This window comes from Pseudomonas sp. B19125, assembly GCF_044218855.1.
Lineage (GTDB): Bacteria > Pseudomonadota > Gammaproteobacteria > Pseudomonadales > Pseudomonadaceae > Aquipseudomonas > Aquipseudomonas edaphica.
In genome coordinates this window covers 5,330,166-5,352,529 of the sequence record NZ_CP162589.1, presented here as the reverse complement: position 1 = coordinate 5,352,529, position 22,364 = coordinate 5,330,166, and the positions used below count along the sequence as shown (strand labels likewise).

General features: G+C 61.0%; 20 protein-coding genes. 11 read left to right on the top strand and 9 right to left on the bottom strand.

Going from position 1 to position 22,364, the window contains the following annotated elements:
• Positions 1 to 11: 11 nt before the first annotated feature.
• Positions 12 to 2,303 (bottom strand): beta-glucosidase BglX, encoded by a 2,292-nt coding sequence (gene bglX / locus AB4P96_RS24370; RefSeq protein ID WP_017137265.1) that lies wholly within the window; start codon positions 2,301 to 2,303, stop codon positions 12 to 14.
• A 241-nt stretch (positions 2,304 to 2,544) separates the two neighbouring features.
• On the opposite strand from bglX, the gene AB4P96_RS24365 reads away from it, so the two are divergent.
• The 4 genes from AB4P96_RS24365 (at position 2,545) to AB4P96_RS24350 (ending at position 6,036) form a co-directional block, all read left to right on the top strand.
• Positions 2,545 to 3,156, top strand: coding sequence for a LemA family protein (locus AB4P96_RS24365; protein ID WP_017137266.1), 612 nt, complete (start codon positions 2,545 to 2,547; stop codon positions 3,154 to 3,156).
• Between the two features lie 18 nt (positions 3,157 to 3,174).
• On the top strand, positions 3,175 to 3,903 hold the full coding sequence (locus AB4P96_RS24360; RefSeq protein WP_026013717.1) for a YgcG family protein: 729 nt from the start codon (positions 3,175 to 3,177) through the stop codon (positions 3,901 to 3,903).
• 31 nt (positions 3,904 to 3,934) lie between these two features.
• On the top strand, positions 3,935 to 4,552 hold the full coding sequence (locus AB4P96_RS24355; RefSeq protein ID WP_186618408.1) for a TPM domain-containing protein: 618 nt from the start codon (positions 3,935 to 3,937) through the stop codon (positions 4,550 to 4,552).
• Positions 4,553 to 4,818: 266 nt separating this feature from the next.
• A complete protein-coding gene (locus AB4P96_RS24350; RefSeq protein WP_017137269.1) occupies positions 4,819 to 6,036 on the top strand; it encodes an SAM-dependent methyltransferase in 1,218 nt (405 codons plus the stop codon).
• 39 nt (positions 6,037 to 6,075) lie between these two features.
• On the opposite strand, the gene AB4P96_RS24345 is transcribed toward AB4P96_RS24350, so the two are convergent.
• From AB4P96_RS24345 to AB4P96_RS24320, 6 genes are all read right to left on the bottom strand, one after another.
• Positions 6,076 to 7,029: a DMT family transporter gene (locus AB4P96_RS24345; protein ID WP_017137270.1), complete on the bottom strand. Its 954-nt coding sequence runs from the start codon at positions 7,027 to 7,029 to the stop codon at positions 6,076 to 6,078.
• 285 nt (positions 7,030 to 7,314) lie between these two features.
• Positions 7,315 to 9,873, bottom strand: coding sequence for a TonB-dependent receptor (locus tag AB4P96_RS24340; RefSeq protein WP_186618410.1), 2,559 nt, complete (start codon positions 9,871 to 9,873; stop codon positions 7,315 to 7,317).
• Between the two features lie 128 nt (positions 9,874 to 10,001).
• Positions 10,002 to 10,970: a FecR domain-containing protein gene (locus AB4P96_RS24335; RefSeq protein ID WP_169985460.1), complete on the bottom strand. Its 969-nt coding sequence runs from the start codon at positions 10,968 to 10,970 to the stop codon at positions 10,002 to 10,004.
• Positions 10,967 to 11,506 carry an RNA polymerase sigma factor gene (locus AB4P96_RS24330; protein WP_017137273.1) on the bottom strand — a complete coding sequence of 180 codons (540 nt, stop codon included), beginning with the start codon at positions 11,504 to 11,506 and terminating at the stop codon, positions 10,967 to 10,969. Before AB4P96_RS24330 ends, AB4P96_RS24335 begins: the two co-directional genes overlap by 4 nt.
• A gap of 158 nt (positions 11,507 to 11,664) precedes the next feature.
• Entirely contained in the window at positions 11,665 to 12,537 is an 873-nt protein-coding gene (locus AB4P96_RS24325) for a dihydrodipicolinate synthase family protein (protein ID WP_017137274.1), read from the bottom strand.
• Between the two features lie 27 nt (positions 12,538 to 12,564).
• Positions 12,565 to 13,347 carry an aldolase gene (locus tag AB4P96_RS24320; RefSeq protein WP_395600167.1) on the bottom strand — a complete coding sequence of 261 codons (783 nt, stop codon included), beginning with the start codon at positions 13,345 to 13,347 and terminating at the stop codon, positions 12,565 to 12,567.
• 106 nt (positions 13,348 to 13,453) lie between these two features.
• Here AB4P96_RS24320 and AB4P96_RS24315 point away from each other — a divergent pair, with 106 nt between their 5' ends.
• Entirely contained in the window at positions 13,454 to 13,981 is a 528-nt protein-coding gene (locus tag AB4P96_RS24315; protein ID WP_395600166.1) for a helix-turn-helix domain-containing protein, read from the top strand.
• A gap of 140 nt (positions 13,982 to 14,121) precedes the next feature.
• Here AB4P96_RS24315 and AB4P96_RS24310 read toward each other — a convergent pair whose 3' ends face one another.
• Positions 14,122 to 15,138 carry a DUF4917 family protein gene (locus AB4P96_RS24310; RefSeq protein WP_099548612.1) on the bottom strand — a complete coding sequence of 339 codons (1,017 nt, stop codon included), beginning with the start codon at positions 15,136 to 15,138 and terminating at the stop codon, positions 14,122 to 14,124.
• 123 nt (positions 15,139 to 15,261) lie between these two features.
• Between AB4P96_RS24310 and yiaY the strand changes: the two genes are divergently transcribed.
• The 6 genes from yiaY (at position 15,262) to AB4P96_RS24280 (ending at position 21,829) form a co-directional block, all read left to right on the top strand.
• Positions 15,262 to 16,410 carry an L-threonine dehydrogenase gene (gene yiaY, locus AB4P96_RS24305; protein WP_017137278.1) on the top strand — a complete coding sequence of 383 codons (1,149 nt, stop codon included), beginning with the start codon at positions 15,262 to 15,264 and terminating at the stop codon, positions 16,408 to 16,410.
• 92 nt (positions 16,411 to 16,502) lie between these two features.
• Positions 16,503 to 17,177 carry an NAD(P)H-binding protein gene (locus AB4P96_RS24300; protein WP_138453635.1) on the top strand — a complete coding sequence of 225 codons (675 nt, stop codon included), beginning with the start codon at positions 16,503 to 16,505 and terminating at the stop codon, positions 17,175 to 17,177.
• Positions 17,177 to 18,088: a LysR family transcriptional regulator gene (locus AB4P96_RS24295; protein ID WP_395600165.1), complete on the top strand. Its 912-nt coding sequence runs from the start codon at positions 17,177 to 17,179 to the stop codon at positions 18,086 to 18,088. Before AB4P96_RS24300 ends, AB4P96_RS24295 begins: the two co-directional genes overlap by 1 nt.
• A 218-nt stretch (positions 18,089 to 18,306) precedes the next feature.
• The gene (locus AB4P96_RS24290) at positions 18,307 to 19,500 is read left to right on the top strand and encodes a CaiB/BaiF CoA-transferase family protein (RefSeq protein WP_236463060.1); all 1,194 of its coding nucleotides are present in this window, start codon (positions 18,307 to 18,309) and stop codon (positions 19,498 to 19,500) included.
• Positions 19,497 to 20,438 (top strand): hydroxymethylglutaryl-CoA lyase, encoded by a 942-nt coding sequence (locus AB4P96_RS24285; protein WP_395600164.1) that lies wholly within the window; start codon positions 19,497 to 19,499, stop codon positions 20,436 to 20,438. The genes AB4P96_RS24290 and AB4P96_RS24285 overlap by 4 nt, the downstream gene beginning before the upstream one ends.
• 59 nt (positions 20,439 to 20,497) lie before the next feature.
• Complete coding sequence (locus tag AB4P96_RS24280; RefSeq protein WP_017137283.1) at positions 20,498 to 21,829, top strand: MFS transporter; 1,332 nt, start codon at positions 20,498 to 20,500, stop codon at positions 21,827 to 21,829.
• Here the strand turns inward: AB4P96_RS24280 and AB4P96_RS24275 are convergent, their stop codons facing one another.
• On the bottom strand, positions 21,830 to 22,318 hold the full coding sequence (locus AB4P96_RS24275) for a DMT family transporter (protein WP_138453960.1): 489 nt from the start codon (positions 22,316 to 22,318) through the stop codon (positions 21,830 to 21,832).
• Positions 22,319 to 22,364: the final 46 nt, after the last annotated feature.

The following is a 22,364-nucleotide window of genomic DNA, read 5'->3' as shown; positions in this document are numbered from 1 at the left end:
GGGAACGATCATTACAACAACTCGAACGTCTGCTGCTGCACATCCTGGGAGTCCAACCCGATCTGCACATTGAACTCGCCCGGTTCTGCCGCGAACTTGAGTTGAGTGTTGTAGAACTTCAAGTCTTCCTCGCTGATGGTGAAGTGCAAAGTGCGCTCTTCACCGGCCTTGAGCATGACTTTCTGGAAGTTCTTCAGCTCTTTAACCGGGCGGATCATCGAGCCGGCCACGTCCTGGATGTACAACTGCACTACGGTTTCGCCATCGACTTTACCGGTGTTCTTCACGGTGACGCTGGCATCAAGCTTGCCGGTCTTGTTCAGGGTGGTGGACGACAGCGCCATGTCCGACAGGCTGAACGTGGTGTAGCTCAAGCCATAACCGAACGGGAACAGCGGCCCGGTAACGTCATCGAAGTACTGCGAGGTGTAGTTGCCCGGCTTGCCTGGGGTGAACGGCCGGCCGATGCTCAGGTGGTTGTAGTAGGTAGGAATCTGCCCCACCGAACGTGGGAAGGTGATCGGCAGCTTGCCCGATGGGTTGTAGTCACCGAACAGCACGTCGGCGATGGCGTTGCCGCCTTCAGTGCCGGCAAACCAGGTTTCCAGGATCGCGTCAGCCTCTTTGTTTTCATCCACAATCGACAGCGGGCGGCCGTTCATCAGCACCAATACCAGCGGTTTGCCGGTGGCTTTGAGCGCCTTGATCAGGTCGCGCTGGCTTTGCGGGATGTTCAGGTCGGTGCGGCTGGAAGACTCGTGGGACATGCCACGGGACTCGCCCACGGCCGCGACCACTACGTCGGCTGCCTTGGCGGCCTTGACCGCTTCGTCGATCATCACCTGGGCTGGGCGGGTGTCATCGACCACTTCCGGCGCATCGAAGTTGAGGAAGTTGAGGTAGTCGACCACGGCCTTGTCATTGGTGATGTTGGCGCCACGGGCGTAGATGATTTTGCCTTTGTCGCCGATTACAGCGTTCATGCCGTCCAGCAGCGTGACGGATTGTTCAGGCTTACCGGCGGCGGCCCAACTGCCCATCATGTCGATCGGGGCCTTGGCCAGCGGGCCTACCAGCGCGATGGTCGCGGATTTTTTCAGCGGCAGGGTGTTGTTGTGGTTTTTCAGCAAGACCTGGCTGCGGCGTGCAATATCGCGCGCATCGCTGCGGTGCAGGCGGCTGTCGGCATAGGTGTCGGCCGGGTCATCTTCAGCCTTGCCGATGCGCAGGTACGGGTCTTTGAACAGGCCCATGTCGTACTTGGCGCCGAGCACTTCGCGCACCGCATTGTCGATGTCGCTTTGCTCGATTTCGCCGGATTTGAGCAGGCCGGGCAATTCCTTGCCGTACAGCGAGTCGTTCATGCTCATGTCGATGCCGGCCTTGATCGCCAGCTTGGCAGCCTCACGCCCGTCCTTGGCCACGCCGTGCTTGATCAGCTCGAAGATCGCGCCATGGTCGCTCACGGCCAAACCTTTGAAGCCCCAGTCCTTGCGCAGCAGGTCGTTCATCAGCCAGGTGTTGGCGGTGGCCGGTACGCCGTTGATCGAGTTGAGCGCCACCATCACGCCGCCGGAACCGGCCTTGATCGCCGCATGGTACGGCGGCAGGTAGTCCTGGTACATCTTGACCGGGCTCATGTCGACCACGTTGTAGTCGCGACCGCCTTCCACCGCGCCATACAGGGCGAAGTGCTTGACGCTGGCCATGATGCTGTCGGCATTTGCCGGGCTTACGCCCTGGAACGCCTTGACCATCACTTCGGCAATGCGTGAGACCAGGTAGGTGTCTTCACCAAAACCTTCGGAGGTGCGGCCCCAGCGCGGGTCGCGGGAGATGTCGACCATCGGCGCAAAGGTGATGTCGAGGCTGTCGGCGGCGGCTTCCTGGGCGGCGATGCGCCCGGAGCGGCCGATGGCGTCCATGTCCCAGCTGGAGGCCAGGGCCAGGCTGATCGGGAAGATGGTGCGGTGGCCGTGGATCACGTCATAGGCGAAGAACATCGGGATCTTCAACCGGCTGCGCATGGCCGCGTCCTGCATCGGACGGTTTTCCGGGCGGGTGATCGAGTTGAACGTGCCGCCGATGCGGCCGGCGGCGATTTCCTTGCGGATCAGCTCGCGGGGCATTTCCGGGCCGATGCTGATCAGACGCAATTGGCCGATCTTTTCATCCAGGGTCATCTGCTTGAGCAGGTCGCTGACGAAGGCGTCCTTGTCTTTAAGCGCAGCAGGCTTTGTTTCTGCCCAGACGGGGTGGGTGGCCAGAGTGGCAACAAGGCCGAGCAAACACAGCTTTTTCATGAATATCCTTTTTCGGCTACTGCACAGCGAAAATGCGCTGGTCTGCCAAAATGTGGGGGAACCTATGTTGTTGTTCGAGTGTTATTGCAGTAAATGCACCACACTTGTGAACTCTTATTCGCGCTGGGCATCTTTTTAGCTGATTGGCTCGACGCAATCCAGTGGTGGCGGATTATGCCCCAAGCGCGCGGTTTATAGGGTTAGTCGTCACATTCCATCCAGATTGGGCAGGAGAAACACTATGCAAGCAGCACAACATTACCGCTGGGGCTTCAAGGCCGCGGCTTTGCTACTGATCAGCACGGTGCTGAGCGGTTGCGGCATCAACACCATTCCGACCCTGGACGAACAGGCCAAGGCGGCCTGGGGCCAGGTGCAAAACCAATACCAACGCCGCGCCGACCTGATTCCCAACCTGGTGGAAGTGGTCAAGGGCTATGCGGCCCATGAGCAAGACACCCTCACCGCTGTGATTGAGGCGCGGGCCAAGGCCACCTCGATCCAAGTGGATGCCAGCACCCTCGACAACCCCGAGAAACTCAAGCAGTTCCAACAGGCTCAAGACGGTTTGAGCGGCGCACTCAGCCGTCTGATGGTGGTGTCCGAGCGTTACCCGGACCTCAAAGCCAACCAGAACTTCCTGGCGTTGCAGTCTCAGCTTGAAGGCACCGAAAACCGTATTGCCGTGGCCCGTCGCGACTTTATCCAGGCGGTGCAGGCTTACAACACCGAGATCCGCACCTTCCCCGGCCGCCTGTGGCATAGCGTGATGTACAGCGACTTGCCGATCCGCGCCACGTTTGAAGCCACCAGTGCCGACGCCGATAAAGCGCCGCAAGTGAAGTTCAAATAAGGCTTCTCTGAGGTGTCGATGCGTTTATTACGGATAGGCTTGGCGCTGTGGCTGCTGGCCTGCGTGGGCGTGGCCCAGGCGGCGCTGACCTTCCCGGCCTTGACCGGGCGGGTGGTGGACACCGCGCAGATGATCGACCCGGCGGTACGTGCGCAGCTGACCCAGCAATTGCAGGCGCTGGAGCAAACTTCGGGTGACCAGATCGTGGTGGTCACTGTGCCTGACCTGCAGGGCGTGCCCATTGAGGACTACGGTTATCAATTGGGCCGCCAGTGGGGCATCGGCCAAAAGGGCAAGGACAACGGCGCGCTGTTGATCGTCGCCCGCGATGAGCGCAAATTGCGCATCGAAGTCGGCTATGGCCTCGAAGGCGTGCTGACCGATGCGCAGTCGTGGGTGATCATCAACCAGGTGATCGCGCCCAAGTTCAAGGCCGGTAATTACAGCCAGGGCATCAGCGACGGCGTTGCGGCCATGATTCAGGTGGTGGGCGGCGAGCCGCTGGCCGTGCCGGCGCATGTGGCGGATGCGAATTTTGCCAAGGATAATCCGGGGTTTTCCATCGGTTTGTTCATCCTGCTGATCGGCGTGTTGTGGCTGTGTAATCGGCTGGGGCTGCCCGTTGGCGCTATCCTGCTGGCGATTCTCAGCAGCAGTGGACGCGGCGGCGGTGGCGGGGGCGGCGGTGGTGGCTTCAGAGGCGGCGGCGGTGGTTTTGGCGGCGGTGGTGCCTCAGGTGGCTGGTAATGACAATAACTAGAACAGAGCATCTACAACCATGGCATTACTGACTGAACACGAGCAGCGCCAAGTCGCCGAAGCGATCGCACGCGTCGAAAAAACCACCGACGCCGAGCTGGTCACCGTGCTGGCCGCGCGCGCGGATGATTACGCCTATATCCCGCTGCTGTGGGCCAGCCTGATCGCCTTGGTGGTGCCTGGCATCGTGCACTACCTGTCGGGCTACCTGACCATGTACACCTTGCTGTTGGCGCAATGGGCGACCTTCATTGTGTTGTGCCTGGTGTTTCGCCTGCCCAAGGTCACCACCCGCCTGATTCCGCGTTCGGTACGCCACTGGCGTGCATCGAACCTGGCCCGTCGACAGTTCCTGGAGCAAAACCTGCACCACACGCTGGGCAGCACCGGCGTGCTGATTTTTGTCAGCGAGGCGGAGCGGTATGTGGAGATTCTGGTGGACGATGGTATTTCCAGGCACCTGGATGACAGCAGTTGGGATGAGATCGTCAAGGCATTCACCCAGCAGGTGAAGCAGGGGCAGACGCTGGCGGGGTTTATTGCCTGCATCGAGGCGTGTGGTGAATTGCTGAAGGTGCATGTGCCGGTGACGCAGACGCGTAATGAGCTGCCTAACCGCCTGATAGTGCTGGAATAGCTGCTTTTCTGTGGGAGCCGGGCTTGTGTGGGAGCTGGCTTGCCTGCGATGCAGACACCTCGGCCCATCAGAAAACCCAGGTGATGCCATCGCAGGCAAGCCAGCTCCCACACAAGCCAGCCCTCCACATAAGTCAGTTTCCAGAGAAAAGTGGTTCCCGCATTTGATTTGCGGCGGCTGAGCGACCGTTGATCAAATAACCCCGTGCTCTAAACCTTCATCCCCCCTAAAATGCCCGGCATTCTTTGCCCGAGGCGTTTTTGTTCATGTCTGTCACCGCTCAACCTGCCAGCCCTGCGCCGGATCATCACGCCCAGTTCATCGAACTGCTGAGCGCAAGCCTCGCGCAGAACGCGTTTATCAAGCTGGTGCTGGCCAAGTACGTCGGCGAAGAAGCCGAGTTGCAGCGGCTGATCATCAAGCAGGTCGTGGTCAAGGAGCAGGCGTGCCTGTCCTTTGTTTATCGCTACAAGACCCGCGACATTACCAAGAACTTCCCGCTGGCCGAAGGCGTGGCGGCAATTGCCGCGCTGCTGCCGGCGTCGTTCAAGAATGCGCACCTGTTGTCGCTGACCGACGAAGCCCAGCTGGAATACAGCAAAAAGAACAAAAGCTCGCTGTTCAAAAGCAAGCCGCAGCAATTGCGCGAGGCGCCTTCTGCTGAGCATAACCGCGAGAAAAACCGCTTCCTCGACTTGAGCCGACCCTTCCTCGCGGACCTGGGCGTCACCGACGCCAAGCAGGCGCTGATCCCATCGATGTCGCGCAAATGGAAGCAGATCAACAAGTTCATCGAAGTGTTCAGCCATGCGCTGACCTCATCGCCGTTGAAGCTTGACCAGCCGGTGCGCGTGGCGGATTTCGGTTCGGGCAAGGGCTACCTGACGTTCGCCATTCACGATTACCTGCGCAACACCCTCAAGGCCGAGGGCGAAGTGACGGGTGTGGAATTGCGTGAAGACATGGTAACCCTGTGCAACACCGCCGCCGCACGCCTGGAGCATCCGGGGCTGGTGTTCAAGTGTGGTGATGTGCGCAGTGTGGCGCCCAGCGAACTGGATGTGATGATCGCCCTGCATGCCTGCGATATCGCCACCGACTACGCGATCCACACCGGCATCCGTTCCGGTGCGTCGATCATCATGTGCTCGCCGTGCTGCCACAAACAGATCCGCCTGCAGATCCAGAGCCCGGTGCTGCTCAAGCCGATGCTGCAGTACGGCCTGCACCTGGGCCAGCAAGCGGAAATGGTCACCGACAGCTTGCGTGCGTTGTTCCTGGAAGCCTGTGGCTACGAGACCAAGGTGTTCGAGTTCATTTCGTTGGAACACACCAACAAGAACAAGATGATTCTGGCGGTCAAGCGCACCGAGCCTGTGGACAATGCGCAACTGTTGGAAAAAATCCAGGAGCTGAAGGCGTTCTATCACATCAGCGAACACTGCCTGGAAACCCTGCTGCGCGCGGATGGCTTCTTGAACTGAATGCGGTCTCCTGTGGGAGCTGGCTTGCCTGCGATGGCATCACCTGGGTTTGCTGATAGACCGAGGTGTCTGCATCGCAGCGGTGCGACGATTCGACAAGCCAGCTCCCACACAAGCCGGTGCAGGCTGCACCGCCGTCTTGCGCCCGAGCATCACCGTAATGATCACGCCACACGCAAACACCCAGGTAATCGGCTCGATATGTTCACCAAAGAACAACGCCGAAAACGCGATGGTAAAGAAGATCTGCAACAGCTGAATCTGGCTGACCCGCGCAATGCCGCCCATGGCCAGCCCGGCGTACCAGGCGAAGAACCCCAAAAACTGCGAGAACAGCGATACATACCCAAACGCCCACCAGGTGCGCATGGAAATCGCGCCTTGATGCTGCGCCGCCAGGTACCACACCGGGCCGATCAATACTGGCGTCGACAGCACCAGCGCCCAGCAGATCACCTGCCAGCCGCCCATTTCCTTGGCCAACCGGCCGCCTTCGGCATACCCCAGGCCGCCCACGGCAATCGCGCCGAGCATCAGCAAATCGCCGGCCTGGATACTGCCCGCGCCGGTGATCAACGCATAACTCAGCACCAACGCACTGCCCAGCGCTGCGCAGGCCCAGAAGGCTTTTGACGGCCGTTCATGTGACAGCCACGCCGCATACAGTGCCACGCACAGCGGTTGCAAACCGTTGACCAGCGCGCCATGGGACGCCGGCAAGGTTTGCATGGCCCAGGCCGACAACACCGGGAAACCCAGGATCACCCCGGCAATCACCAGGCACAGTCCGCGCACCTGGCGCCAGGTTGGCCAGCGCTCGCGTCGCCACAACAACAGCGCTGCTGCCGGGATCGCCGCGAACAAGGCGCGCCCGAGGCCATTGAGCAAGGGGTGGATTTCCTGCACCACGATACGGGTGAAGGGCAAAGTCAGGCTGAAGATGACGACGCCCAGCAGGCCGAGGGCCATGCCGGTGTTTTCGCGCGAGCTCATGAGTGGGGACCAGAATCTGGAGGGCTTCAAGGGAAGCCCATCTAGCCACAACCCTCGCTGATTAAGGGCCTACAGCTGGTCGCAGATTTATCCGTACAGTTTCAATCTTTAAGCTGGCAGGCACGGCGCCATCGCGGGCAAGCCCGGCTCCCACAGTTGATCTCTATCGTCTGATGGACCGAGATCTCCTGTGGGAGCTGGCTTGCCTGGGGTTGATCTCTATTGCCTGGTTGACCGAGATCTTCTGTGGGAGCTGGCTTGCCTGCGATGGCGTCACCCTGGTCTTTAGAAGAACCGCGTAATGCTGACCTTCGCATCGCGGCCCTTGGTGTAGGCACGATCACCGCTCAAGGCCGGGCGGAAGTTGTTGTTGAACAGGTTGTCCACGGTGAAGTTCACCTCGGTGCCTTTGAGGTAGGCCTGTTGCGGTTTCCATTTGGCGAACAGGCCTTGGGTGTTGTAGGCCTTGTTGCCGTACTGGTCGTAGAACAGGTCGCCCAAACTGCTGCCCGGGCCGCCGGAATATTTGTCACTCGGCAAGCGATCGGTCGCGCCAATGAACTGGCCCATCCAGCCCACCTGGGCATCCCAGGCCGGGATGTTGGTGCCCACTACCAGCACCCATTTGGTCGGTGGAATGTCACGTGCCGGTACATCCGGCCCCCACGGGTTGGTGTACGCGCCTTCGTGTTCACCCTTGGCGTAGGCGAACGACACCGAGCCGAACAGGTAGGTGGAGTTGTAGAAAGACTCCAGCTCAAAACCCTTGATGGTCAGGCCGCCGATGTTGCGGTAGTTGGACATCGCCCCAGGCGGGCAAGCGTTGGCAATGGTGCCGCCGTTGATGGCCTGGTTTTGGCAACCAACACCAGTGGCCTTGAAGATTTCGTCTTCGACTTTGTTGTGGAACAGTGTGGCGCGCACTTGCAGGTTGTCGTTCTGGGCGATCAGGTGGTCGAAGCTGGTGACGCCGCCCAACGTGATCGAGGTGATGCGTTCCGGGTCGAGGTCGACACTGGTGGCGGTGCGGCTGCCCAGGCCTTGCACTTCATATTGCTCGTCGATCACCGGCGCACGCCAAGTCTTGCTCCAGTTGGCGAACAGCCCCAGGTTCGGCGTGACGTTCCAGAACAGCGCCAGGCGCGGCGACCAGCCGGTGTAAGTGCGGTCGCTGTAATCGTGGCCGAAGGACGGATTCGGGTTGTTGTAGTACGGCGCGTCATTGCCTTCGCCACGGTTGCGCACATGGTCGTAGCGCAGCGACGGGGTGATGGTCAAATCGCCCACGGTGACTGCGTCCTGGACAAAGAAACTGTTGGTGTCGACCTTGCCGTGGGGCATGAAACCCGGCTGGAAGTGCCCGTAGTTGTAGCGCGCGGTGTTGTAGGTGGTGCCGGGCATCCACATTTCGGTTTCGCGGATGTGCTTGCGGATTTGCCCGCCGACGGTCACCGCATGCTGCAAGGGGCCGGTGTCAAACAGGCTGACGTTGCGGATGTCGAGGTTCTTGTCGGTGTAGGCGGTGTCCATCTTGCGCCCGCCGGTGGCCAGTTGGAAAAACGCGGTGGCGTCGCGTTCGTCGGTCTGGTCGGTATTGGACTGGGAATATTTGACGGTCAGGTCGATCAGCGGGTTATTCACCGGCGTGTATTCGTACTTGCCTGACCAGGTGGTGTCAGTGGTGTCACGCTGGGCTAAAAAACGCTTCAGCGCGTTTTCGTAACCGTAGCGGTCGATGTTGGCCTGGGTCGGCGGCGTCGGGTAGCTGGCGGCGGAGAATGGTGTCCAGCGGTTGCTGTGGGAGCGCGAGTAAGACAGACCAACGCTGTGCTCCTCGGTGAAGTGGGCGTTGACCTTGAACAGTTTGCCGTCCACATCCTGGGCACTGTTGGGCAGGCGCTGCGGGTTGACCGGGTATTCGTTGTTGTCGTTGGGCAGTTTGGCGGCCACCTTCATGTCGCCGCCGTCGCGCTGGGTCAGGTAGGCCAGCGCGTCGAAACGCCCGTCGTCGGTGCGGCCGTACACGGCACTGCTGTAGATCTGTTCGTGGTCATTGCTGGAGTAACCGTATTTGAGCATCGCGCCGCTGTTGCGACCGTCTTGCAGCAGGTCCGGGGCGTCCTTGGTGGTCATGTTGACCGTACCGCCAAAACCGCCGTTGCCGGTGAACGGTGAGTTGGGGCCTTTCTCGACCTCGATGCTCTTGATCAGCTCCGGCTCGATAAACACGGTGCCTTGCTGGTAGCGCTCAAAGCCGGTTTTGGTGGCGCCGTCGACGGTCATCGGCACGTCTTCGGCATCGCCGAAACCTCGAATATTGATGGTCTGGCCACCAGGTTTCAGTGAGCCGCCCTGGCTCACGCCGGGCAAGGTCTGCAACAGGCTGGGGATGTTGTTGGACTGGTAGCGGTCAATGTCGGCCTGGGTCATGGTCGAGCGGTTGACGGTGCTGGAGTCGACTTCGTTACCGGTGCCGATCACGCTGAGGGCATCCAGCTGGATGGCGCCGCTGTGGGTGGTCTTGCCCTCGTCGGGGCGCACCACGTAGGTGCTGCCGACTTTGATCAGGGTGAACTCGCCGTTTTTCAGCAGGCTGCGAATCGCCACTTCCGGGCTGAATTCACCGTTGAGCGCCGGCGCCTGCACATGTTTGAGCAGTGTCTCATCGAACAACAGCTGGATTTTCGCCTGCTGCGCGACAAAGCTCAGGGACGTGGCCAGCGATTGGGCGGGCAGTTGCAGCCTGAGCGACTCGGCCTGGGCGTTGAGGCTCAAGGCCATGCAGCTGGCAATAAGGGTCGGTCGAAGAAACAGGTGCGGAGCGTGGCAAGGCGCGCGAAACATGAAATCCCCCGGGGTGGCTAAATAGCCAAAAGGTGTGCGTATCCAACACAGTCGGGAGGAAGACGGGGCAGCTGCAAAAAACCACACATGCGAATGCAAAATATTCTCAAGTGTGATGCTTGCAGGCCTTACTTGAGTGGTTCGATGCGGACAATGCCATCGGCCGAGGCCACGGTTTTAACCGGCAGCAGCGCGGGCAGGGCGCTGAGCAGGGCATCCGGGTCATTCACATCCAGATTGCCCGAGACCTTCAGTTGCGCCACGGCTTTGTTGACCTGCAAGGGCGCTTGAGGCCGGTAGAGGCTCAGTTCATCGATCAGGCTGGCCAACTCCCGATTGCGAAACGACAGGTGCCCACTGCGCCAGTCGGCCACTTCTTCGGTGGTGAGTGTCTGTTGCTGCACGGTGCCCTTGGCGTAGCTGTACGTGGCACGTTGCTGGGCGCTAAGCAACGCCACCGGGCTTTTGGCGTCCGGCTCGAAGGCGACCTGGCCGTGGGCGACGCTGACCACCAGTTGTTGCTGGCTGCGTCGCACGTCAAACCCGGTGCCGACCACCCGCACATTGGCCTCGCCGGCTTGCACGTAGAGCGGGCGCTCTTTGTCGGCGGCAACTTCGATAAAGACCTGGCCCTTGTCCAGGTGCAGGATGCGTTGATGCGCATTGAAGTCCACGCGCAGGTGGGTGTTGGCATTCACATACAGCGTGCTGCCGTCGGGCAAGGCGAGGGTGCGCATGCCTTTGGCGTGCCCGGCAATCTGGCTGTGGAACAGCGCGCGGGGTGCACCGATATTTGTCGTCAGCACGGCGCAGACCAGTGCGGCGGCCACGGCCAGAGCCGGGCGCATTATCGAGGGTTTACGCTTGGGCAGCGGTACGGGTTTATTCAGTTGCTGCAACTGGGCGAGGTCGTCCCACAGTTGTTCGAATTCGGCATAGGCACGGGCGTGGGCGGGCGTTGCCTGCCAGGCGGCAAAGGCTTTGCGCTCGGCCCGTGCTGCGCCATTACGGTTGCGGGCAAACCAGCTGGCGGCTTGGGCATCGATGGAGTCGCTCGCTTCGATGTCCAGGGCGTCGATGTCGCTCAGGCGGTTCATTCTGGCTGCTCCGTGCCGGGTTCTGGTTGAAGGCGTCGCTTGCAATGCAGCAGGGCAAAAGCGATGTGCTTTTCGACCATGCTGGTCGAAATGCCCATGCGTTCGGCGATCTGCGCCTGGCTCAAGCCTTCGAAGCGGTGCAGCATAAGGGCTTCTCGCCTGCGGGGCGAGAGTTCGGCAAGGACTTCTTTCAACTGTTCCAGGCGTTGCAGGCGCTGCGCGGCGGCCATGGGGTCGTTTTGTGCGTCGGTGACCGGCTCCGTGTCAGCGTCGGCCGGGTCGGAGTGAGCGCTTTGGCGTACCTTCTGTTTACGCCAGTGATCGCGCAACAGGTTGCGCGCCATCTGGAACAGAAACGCCCGTGGCTGCTCGACCTTGGCGCGGTCGCGGTAGTCCAGCCACTGGGTGAAGACATCCTGGGTCATGTCCGCCGCGTCGTTGGCGTTGTCCGTGCGCTTGCGCAGGAAATGCAGGATATCTGCATAAAACCCGCGAAAGGCATCGGCCGACAACGGGTCGGGCTTGGGACGAGACATGGATATCCTTCTTGAGGAAGCACGACGTAGATAAGTCGCGAATGATATCGAGAACTATTGTCATTTGTCTCTATGTAACGGGTTCATGGGTTCAAAAATGTGGGAGCTGGCTTGCCTGCGATAGCGATGCAAGCCAGCTCCCACAGAGGACCGCGGTTTTAGCGCAGTAATGCTTTGAGCTGTTCGATCCCAGCCTCACCCAACGGGAACACCGGCAAGCGTGGATCGCCCGCCTCCAGGCCGGTCAGCCGCAACCCGGCCTTGATCGTCGCCGGCAAACCGCCCTTGAGGATGAACTCCAGCAACGGCAACTGGCGATAGAACAGCTCCCGCGCCAGTGTCAGGTCATTGGCCAGCACCGCGTCATACAACTCCAGGTTCAGCTGCGGGATCAGGTTCGGCGCGGCCGTGCACCACCCCTTGGCACCCGCCGCGAAGGCTTCCAGCGCCAGCGGGTTGCAGCCGTTGTAAAACGGCACGTCGCTGTGGCGGCGCAACTGGTGCATGCGCTGAATATCGCCGGTGCTTTCCTTGACCATGGTCACGTTCGCCACCTGCTTGACGATGCGCAGGATCAAGTCCACCGACATGTCCGTGCCACTGGTAGCCGGGTTGTTGTAAAGCATGATCGGCACGCCGACGCTGTCGCCAATCGCGGCGTAGTGGGCGAGGATTTCCGCTTCGCTGAGTTTCCAGTACGAGGCCGGCAGCACCATCACCACATCGGCGCCATTGGCTTCGGCATAACGGGCGCGACGCACGGCCTTGGCGGTGGTCAAGTCAGACACGCTGACAACAGTGGGTACGCGCCTGGCGATTTTCGCAAGGCTGTAGGCGCTGACCTCATCCCACTCCGCATCGCTCAAATACGCGCCTTCACCGGTACTGCCCAAAGGCGCGATGGCGTGTACGCCGCTGTCGATCAGGCGGTCGATGGAACGGCCGAGGGCGTCGAGGTCAATGCGCTGGCCGTCGGCGCTGAACGGGGTGATGGTGTAGCCGATGATGCCGTGAATAGTGGGGTTGGACATGGGAGGTCTCCGCTTGAAAAAGGGCAATCAGTTCAGGCAATCGGCGTGTTTGCGCAGGTTCTGCCGGGCGTAGTAGTTGAATGCGGCGCCATGGCGCTTGGGCTTGGAGATCCAGTCATGGGCCTCGCGACCCAGTTCCGGCAGGATCGGCTTGATAGTGCCCGCCGACATTGCCAGCAACTGCAACTTGGCCGCCCGTTCGATCAACTGCGCGATCACGCAGGCTTCCTCGATGCTTGCGCCGGTGGACAGCTGACCGTGGTGCGAGAGCAGAATTGCGCGCTTGTCGCCCAAAGCTGCTGTGATGATTTCGCCTTCTTCATTGCCCACCGGCACGCCCGGCCAGGCTTCCAGGAAGGCGCAATCTTCGTACAGCGGGCACAGGTCCATATGCGACACCTGCAGCGGCACTTCGAGCATCGACAGCGCGGCAATATGCGTGGGATGCGTATGGATGATGCAGTTCACATCCGGCCGCCCACGGTAGACCCAGGTGTGAAAACGGTTGGCCGGGTTGGGAATGCCATGCCCCTCGAGTACTTCAAGGTCTTCGTTGACCAGTAACAGATTGCTGGCGGTGATTTCATCGAAACCCAGGCCCAGTTGCTGAGTGTAATAGGTGCCAGGCGTTGGTCCACGTGCGGTGATCTGCCCGGCCAGGCCGAAGTCGTGTCCGTGTTCGAACAGGATGCGGCAAGTGAGCGCCAGCTTTTGCCGGTCGGTCCACGTATTATCCGCCAGGCTGTTTTGCATCTGGATCAGTGCTTGCTTGACCAGTTGGTCTTTGGGAAGTGCTAATGTCTTGGCCATATCGGTGTCCTTTGGGTTAGAGCAAATGACACTAAAGATGCTATATGACACTTTGTGTCATTGGCAAGCGTGATTCTGCCTTTTCTGCAGGGATTAACCGCAGCACATGTCTATCCGTTTGAAACTATTGAGAAAAAAACTTGGCGTAACCCTGGAATCCCTGGCCGAAAAGTCCGGGATGACCAAGAGTTATCTGTCCAAGGTCGAGCGTGGGCTCAACACACCGTCGATTGCTGCCGCGCTGAAACTGGCCAAGGCGTTGAACGTGAAGGTCGAAGAACTGTTCAGCGAAGACAACGTCAGCCTCGACAGCTACAGCCTGGTGCGCAGCCACGAACGTCCCGACACCGCGCCGGGTTATGCCGTGCTGGCTCATCAGGTCAGCGAGCGCAGCCTGCTGCCGTTCATCATCTACCCGCCGGCAGAATTCACCGACAAGACCTTCAAGGAGCATCTGGGCGAGGAGTTTTTGTTCGTGCACGAAGGCCAGGTGGAAGTGGACTTCTTGAATGAGCGGGTGATTCTGGAGCGGGGCGACGCGCTGCACTTCAATGCACAGAAACCTCACCGAATTCGCTCGGTGGGAGAGGTGCAGGCGCAGTTGCTGGTGGTGGTGCACAGCAGCGACGAGTGACCGTGTTCCCAGGTTGGAACACAGTCACTGTGGGAGCTGGCTTGCCTGCGATTGCGGTGGGCCAGTCAGTATTGCCTTAACTGACACACCGCTATCGCAGGCAAGCCAGCTCCCACAGTTGATCTTCGTTGTTCAGTGGATCAGCGTTCGACCGGCACAGACAACGCGGCATTACCCAACGGATGCGTACGCGCCGCAAAGAACTTCAGCTCCACGCCACTGCCGTCAAACAACTGCGAATACCGGCGCTTCTGCTGGCGGATAAACCCGTCACTGCGGCCCGACACCGAGATTGCCAGTGTCGTCAGTCTGGCCTGGCGAATCGCGTCCACCAAGTGGCTGTCCTGAGCCCCCAAGTCATGGCCGAAGATGCACAACGCGCCTTCATGACTCAGCAATTGCTCGTAGCAGAACGACAAGTAATCCGAGCTGCGAATGGTCTTGAGCTTCTCCTCCACCTTGCCCTCGCTGACAAACAACGGCACATCGTCCAACGTCTTGATCGTGTTGTTTATTGCAAAGCTGCTGAGCAAGGTGCTCTCGGTGGTCGGCAATTTGCGCGCGGTGCCGTCGAGGTTGCGCACCAGGTGCAGGCCGCCGTGCAGGTAGAGGATGCGCGTGGCGTCGGTGCGGGTGTTGCGCAGGTCGAAGCTGGCGTCGGCGCTGCGGAACAGGTCATCGATGCCCGGCGTGTGCAAAATCGCCCAGTAGTTGAGCAAATCGTAATTGCTGGTGAACACCGTCGCGTAGCGCTTCAGTTCAGTGTTGATCGTCGCCAGTGTCGACGGCTGCACCAGGCGCCACGGAATGTGCACGGCGTGGATGGTGTTGATCAGCGCTTCCTTGATTGCGTAGTAGCGGTTGCGCGGCGCCGCCGAGCTGACCGCCAGTGCCTTGTTGACCCGGCTGGTGGTCTTCAAGGCGCCCAGCGCTTGCTCGAAACTGCGGGTTTGCAGGGCGTCGAACACGCTGAGTTCGGATGGGCTCAGGGGCTTTTCTTCGACGGTGCGGGCGTTTTCGAACAGCGAGTCGTAGGCAAAGTCTTCCCAAATCGCACGGCTGGCGCCATTGCCGATCAGAATCCCATTGAAGTCGATGGCGCTGCGCAGTGCGCTCCAGTCTTCAAGGTGGGCGTCAATATCCTGGAAATCCTTCATTGCGGCGGGTCTACTCGAAATCGGCTGGGTGGTGACTTTATCATGAGCGGGCGTTGATCCTGATCAAGATGCGCCACGCGTTAGCGGTTGATTCTGTCGGCATACCGCCTCCGAGGATTGACCATGAGCAGCACCTTTTTTATTCCCGCCGTCAACATCATGGGCACCGACTGCCTCGACGAAGCCATGACAGCCATCCGCAACTACGGTTTTCGCAAGGCGCTGATCGTCACCGACGCCGGGCTGGCCAAGGCCGGCGTGGCCAGCATGATCGCCGAAAAGCTGGCGATGCAGGACATTGACTCGGTGATCTACGACGGCGCCAAGCCCAACCCCAATGTGGAGAACGTCGAGAAAGGCCTGGCGATGCTGGAGGCCACCGCCTGTGATTTTGTGGTGTCCCTGGGCGGCGGTTCGCCCCATGACTGCGCCAAGGGCATCGCGTTGTGCGCCACCAACGGCGGGCACATCGGCGACTATGAAGGTGTCGATCAGTCGAGCAAGCCGCAATTACCGCTGGTGGCGATCAACACCACCGCCGGCACGGCCAGCGAGATGACCCGTTTCTGCATCATCACCGATGAAACCCGCCATGTGAAAATGGCCATCGTCGACCGCAATGTCACGCCGCTGCTGTCGGTCAACGACCCGACGCTGATGGTCGGCATGCCCAAGGGGCTGACGGCGGCCACTGGCATGGATGCGCTGACCCATGCGATCGAAGCCTATGTGTCCACGGCCGCCACGCCAATCACCGATGCCTGTGCGATCAAGGCCATGGAGCTGATCAGCGCCAACCTGCGTCTGGCGGTACGTGATGGCAGCGACAAAGCCGCGCGGGAAAACATGGCGTATGCGCAGTTCCTCGCCGGGATGGCCTTCAACAATGCCTCGCTGGGGTTTGTGCACGCCATGGCCCACCAACTCGGCGGCCTCTACGACCTGCCCCACGGCGTGTGCAACGCGGTGTTGCTGCCCCATGTGCAAAGCTTCAACGCCAGCGTGTGCGCCAAACGCTTGAGCGACGTGGCGCGCGCCTTGGGCGCCGATATCAAGGGCATTACCCCGGAAGAGGGCGCCCAGGCGGCCATCGTCGCTATTCGCGCCTTGGCCCATGACGTTGAGATCCCGGCCGGTTTGCGCGAATTGGGCGCCAAGTTGCAGGACATTCCGCTGCTGGCCACCAATGCGTTGAAGGATGCCTGCGGTCTGACCAACCCGCGCCGGGCGGATCAGCGACAAATTGAGGAGATATTTCGCAGCGCGTTCTAAAGGCGGCAGCTGCACGCCGCAAGCGTTAAGCTACAAGTTGAACGGTATTTAACTTGAGCATGAAGCTTGCGGCTTGCCGCTGAGGTCACCTGATGAGAGTTCTATTATTCGGCGCCACCGGCATGGTCGGCCAAGGCGTGCTGCGCGAGTGCCTGCTGGCCGCTGACGTGCAGGAAGTGGTCGCCGTGGGCCGCACGCCGCTGACCCAGGAACACGGCAAGCTGCACCAGGTGTTGCACAGCGACATGCTGGACTTCCAGCCGCTGGAAAACCTGCTGCAAGGCTTTGATGCATGCTTCTTCTGCCTCGGCGTGTCGTCGGCGGGCATGAATGAAGCCAAGTACACCCACCTCACCTATGACCTCACCCTGGTCGCCGCCAGCACCTTGGCGCGGCTCAATCCGCAGATGACCTTTATCTATGTGTCCGGCGCCGGCACCAACAGCTCCGAGGCGGGCAAGTCGATGTGGGCGCGGGTCAAGGGCAAGACCGAAAACGCCTTGCTGCGCTTGCCGTTCAAGGCGGTGTACCTGTTTCGGCCCGGGGTGATTCAGCCGTTGCATGGCGTGCGCTCGAAAACGCCGCTGTATCAATCGTTCTATACCGTGCTCGGGCCGCTGTTGTCGTTTTTTCGTCGGGTCAAACCGAGCTGGGTGGTGAGCACCGAGACCGTCGGCCTGGCGATGTTGGCGGCGGCGCGTCATGGCGCGCCGCAAGCCGTGGTGGAGCAGGCCGAGATCAATCGCCTGGCCAGCGAGCCGCGCTGATGCTGCACAAAAGCCTGGTGCGTCGCCTTGACCTGATCACTCTGCAACTGTTCGTTGCAGTGTTTGAAGAAGGCACGCTGACCCGTGCTGCGGCCCGTGAGGCCATCGCCGTGTCGGCAGCCAGCAAGCGCCTGATGGAGCTGGAGCAGGTATTGGGCGTGAGCCTGTTCGTGCGCCGTGCCAAGGGCATGGACCTGACTGCGGCGGGCGAAACATTGCTGCACCATGCGCGGCAGATGCTGTTCAACGTCGAGAAAATGGGCCTTGAACTGGGTGAACACAGCCACGGTGTGCGCGGTTATGTGCGCATGCTGGCGAATCTGTCGGCGATCATTCAGTTCCTTCCGGAAGACCTGCGCGACTTTTCCCAACGGCACCCCGAGGTCAAGACTGATCTGGAAGAGCGCCCCAGCAACGGCGTGGTCCAGGGCGTGCTGGACGGGGTGGCAGACCTGGGCATCTGCTCCAGCGACACTGACACCAAAGGCTTGCCCAGTGTGCTGTATCGCCATGACAAGCTGGTGGTGTTGATGCCGGCGGAGCATCTCTTGGCCGCACGCCAAACCCTGGCCTTCGAGGAAACCCTGGGCAGCGATTACGTGGGCCTGCACGCCGCCAGTTCGATCAACATGCGTACCCATGCCGCTGCGCGTGAGGCCGGCAAGATGCTGCGCCTGCGTATCCATGTGCCGGGGTTTGATGCGATGTGCCGGATGGTCCAGGCGAATATGGGCATCGGCATCCTGCCGCAAAAGGCCTATGAGCTGTTTGGTCGCGCGCTGGGGTTGCATGCGGTGCCGCTGACCGACACGTGGTCGGATCGCAGCTTGATTGTGGTGGTGCGTGATGAAGCGCAGTTGTCGCCGGTGAGCCGGTTGTTGTTTGACTACCTGCGCACGCCACTGACGTGAGGAAACCCTGTGGGCCTCATCGCGGGCAAGCCCGGCTCCCACAAGGGGCCGCATTCCTCCTGTGGGAGCCGGGCTTGCCCGCGATAGCGATCTGACTGACGCCGGCAGCCAATAGCCGTTCGCATTTCGCGAACGCTCCTTGCCAACTGACGGTTGGATTTATCTTCCCTCTGTCCTCTAGCCTTGGCTGCATATTCCAAGAACAAGAGGACCATCCCATGACAGCGCCATTGAGCGGTATCAAGGTGATTGAAATCGGCACGCTGATTGCCGCGCCGTTCGCCGCGCGGATGCTGGCCGAGTTTGGCGCCGAGGTGATCAAGATCGAAGCCATGGGCCAAGGCGACCCGCTTCGTAAATGGCGAAAGCTGCACGAAGGCACATCGCTGTGGTGGTACCTGCAATCGCGTAACAAAAAGTCGCTCGCCCTGGACCTCAAGTCCCCGGAAGGCCTGGGGTTGATCAAGCAATTGCTGGGCGACGCCGACGTGCTGATCGAAAACCTGCGCCCCGGCGGCCTGGAGAAACTTGGCCTGGGTTGGGACGTGCTGCATGCGCTGAACCCCAAGCTGACTCTGGTGCGTATCTCCGGCTACGGCCAGACCGGGCCTTACCGCGATCGCCCAGGGTTTGGTGCGATCGGTGAGGCCATGGGCGGCATTCGCTACACCACCGGCAACCCCGACTCTCCGCCGGCGCGGGTTGGCGTCAGCCTGGGTGACTCTCTCGCCTCGTTGCACGCGGTGATCGGCGCGCTGATGTCGCTGCTGCGGGTCAAGACCGGGCAGGGCGAGGGGCAGGTTGTCGATGTGTCACTGGCCGAAAGTGTGTTCAACCTGATGGAAAGCCTGGTGCCCGAATACGACATGCTCGGCCATGTGCGTGAGCGCAGCGGCGGCGCCTTGCCGGGTATTGCGCCGTCCAACACCTACCTGACTGCCGACGGCGCCTATGTGGTGATCGCCGGCAACAGTGACCCGATCTACAAGCGTCTGATGCACACCATCGGCCGTGCCGACCTGGCTGAAGCGCCGGAGTTTGCCCACAACGACGGCCGCGCCGCCAAAAGTGGCCTGCTCGATGCGGCCATTACCCACTGGACCAGCAGCCTGCCTATCGACCAGGTGCTCAGCGCGCTCGAAGCCGCCGAGGTGCCGGCCGGGCGCATTTACTCGGTGGCCGATATCGTCAGCGACCCGCACTACCAGGCGCGTGACATGCTGCTCAATGCCCAATTGCCCGGCGGCGTGTCGGTGAAGATGCCTGGCATTGTGCCCAAACTTTCCGAAACCCCTGGCGGTGTGAACTGGCAAGGCCCGACCCTGGGCCAGCATACCGATGACATCCTCGGCAGCCTGGGCCTCACCGGCGCCGATATCCAACGCCTGAAGACCGCGGGAGTGGTGCAATGATCACTGATTATTCTGACGCGCTGATCGTGCAGGAAGTGTCCCCGCGCGATGGCTTGCAGATCGAACCGACGTGGGTTGAAACCGCCGACAAGATCACGCTGATCAACGCGCTGGCGCAGGCCGGTTTTTCGCGGATCGAGGCGGGCTCGTTCGTGTCGCCCAAGGCCATTCCCGCGTTGCGTGATGGCGAGCAGGTGTTCCAGGGCATTGAGCGCCGGGCCGGTGTGATTTATGTGGCGCTGATCCCCAACCTCAAGGGCGCCCAGCGCGCCATCGAGTCGCGCGCCGATGAGCTGAACCTGGTGATGTCCGCCAGCCAGACCCACAACCTGGCGAATATGCGCATGCGTTGCGAGGCATCGTTGGCGGCGTTTGGCGATATCGTCAGCTTTGCCGCCGACCACCCGGTGCGGCTCAACGGCAGCATTGCCACCACCTTTGGCTGCCCGTTCGAAGGCAAGATCGATGAAGACCGCGTGCTGCAAATAGTCGACGCCTATCGCGAGTTGGGCATTCAGGGCATCACGTTGGCCGACACCACCGGCATGGCCAATCCGCGACAGGTCGAACGTTTGGTCAAGCGCGTGCTGCAACAGGTGCCGGCCAGCGATCTGACCCTGCATTTTCACAATACCCGTGGCCTGGGTTTGTGCAATGTGCTGGCCGCTTACGAGGCTGGAGCCCGCCGGTTTGACGCGGCATTGGGTGGCCTCGGCGGTTGCCCGTTTGCACCGGGCGCGTCAGGCAATATCTGCACCGAAGATTTGGTCAACCTCTGCGAAGAGGTCGGCATTCACACCGGCATCGACCTGCCGCACCTGTTGCAAATGTCCCGTCGCTTGCCGGCCTTGCTTGGGCATGAACTGCCCGGCCAAGTGGCCAAGGCCGGGCGCAATGGCGACCTGCACCCGCCACCGGCTTACATCGCCACGCAGTAACGCGCTACCAGACAACAAAAACAATCGGGCGCCTGTGAGCAGCCCGCTGGAGAGAAACCATGAGCACTAATACGTTAGAGGCCGGCGTGCGCCCGGCCGCTGAAATCGATGCCGAAAAAGCCCTGGTCAGCAAGGTCGCCTGGCGCCTGATGCCGCTGATCATGGTGTGCTACCTGTTCGCGTTTTTTGACCGCATCAACATCAGCTTCGCCAAGTTCCAGCTGCAAACCGACCTGAGCCTGAGCGACACCGCCTATGGCCTGGGCGCCGGCTTGTTTGTGGTGGGTTATGTGCTGTTCGAAGTGCCGAGCAACATGATGCTCTACAAGGTCGGTGCCCGCCGTTGGATCGCGCGCATCATGATGTCGTGGGGCCTGGCCACGGCGGCCATGGTGTTTGTCACCGCCGAATGGCAGTTCTATGGCCTGCGCTTCATCATCGGCGCAATGGAGGCGGGGTTTGCGCCTGGCGTGCTGTATTACCTGACGCTGTGGTTCCCGCAGCACTTTCGTGGGCGCATCACCTCGATGCTGTTCCTGGCCTCGGCCTTCGCCGGTTTAGTCGGCGCGCCATTTTCCGGCCTGGTGCTGGAACACCTCGACGGCGTACTGCAAATGCGCGGCTGGCACTGGCTGTTCCTGCTCGGCGGCTTGCCCTGCATCGGCCTGGGTTTTCTGGTGCTGACCTTGCTCAAGGACCGCATTGAAGACGCGCATTGGCTGACGCCTGCCGAGAAAACCCTGCTGTCGAGCCGCATCGCCAAGCATGAGCCGAACGCGCACGGTGGCTCGTTGCTCTCGGCGATCCGCATTCCAGGGTTTTTGATGCTTGGGTTTATCTACTTTCTGATCCAGGTGGCGTCTTACGGCCTCAACTTCTGGGCGCCACAGTTGATCCGCAGTGCCGGCACCCAGAGCCCGGTGATGATCGGCCTGCTCACCGCCATTCCCTATGTGTGCGGGGCGATCAGCATGGTGGTGATCGGGCGACTGTCGGACGCCACCGGTGAGCGCCGCAAGTTTGTCTGCGGCCTGGTGGTACTGGGCGCCATTGGCTTCTTCTGCGCCGGGATCTTTGCCGACCACACCACCTTCCTGATCATCGCCCTGGGCCTGTTGGGCGCGGGCATCATTGCCTCGATCCCCACCTTCTGGACGCTGCCGCCCAAATTGCTGGCTGGCGCCGGTGCGGGTGCGGCCGGTGGCATTGCGGTGATCAACACCCTCGGGCAGTTCGGCGGTATTGTCAGCCCGGTGATGGTGGGGCGCATCAAGGACCTCACCGGCAGCACCACGCCGGCGCTGTATGTGATCGGCGTGTGTGCGCTGTTGGCGGCGGCGCTGCTGTTGTGGGGCTTGCCACAAAAACTGCGCACGCTCGACAAGGGCTGATCAGCCTGCCGTGGCAAGGGCGCGGGCCGGTGTGGCGCTGAACTGAATCAACACCACCCCGCCAATCAACAACAACGCCCCCAGCACGCGGGGCGTTGTCAGTTGGCGTTCCATCAGGCCGAACAGGCCAAAGTGATCGAGCAGCAGCGAAGCGAGAATCTGCCCGGCCATGGCCAGCGCAATAAACCCCGACGCGCCGAGCTTGGGCAGCAACATCAGCGCCAGCGAAATAAAGCACACGCCAAACGCGCCTCCGGCCCATATCCACAGCGGCGCCTTGGTGATAAAGGCCAGGCTCGGCAAGGGCAGGCGCAGCGCGATGATGACCGGCAGCAACACAATAATGCTCACCAGCAGTGACGCCAGCGTGGCCCACAACGGGTGCCCCAGCCCACGCCCGAGGCTTGCGTTGATCGCACTTTGAAACGGCACTACCGCGCCGGCGATCACCGCCAGTGCCAACAGACCAGCCCAATGCAACGTCGTCATCTCAGTTCTCCCAGAGGTTTTGCTGGACTCTAGGCTATTCGTCGCG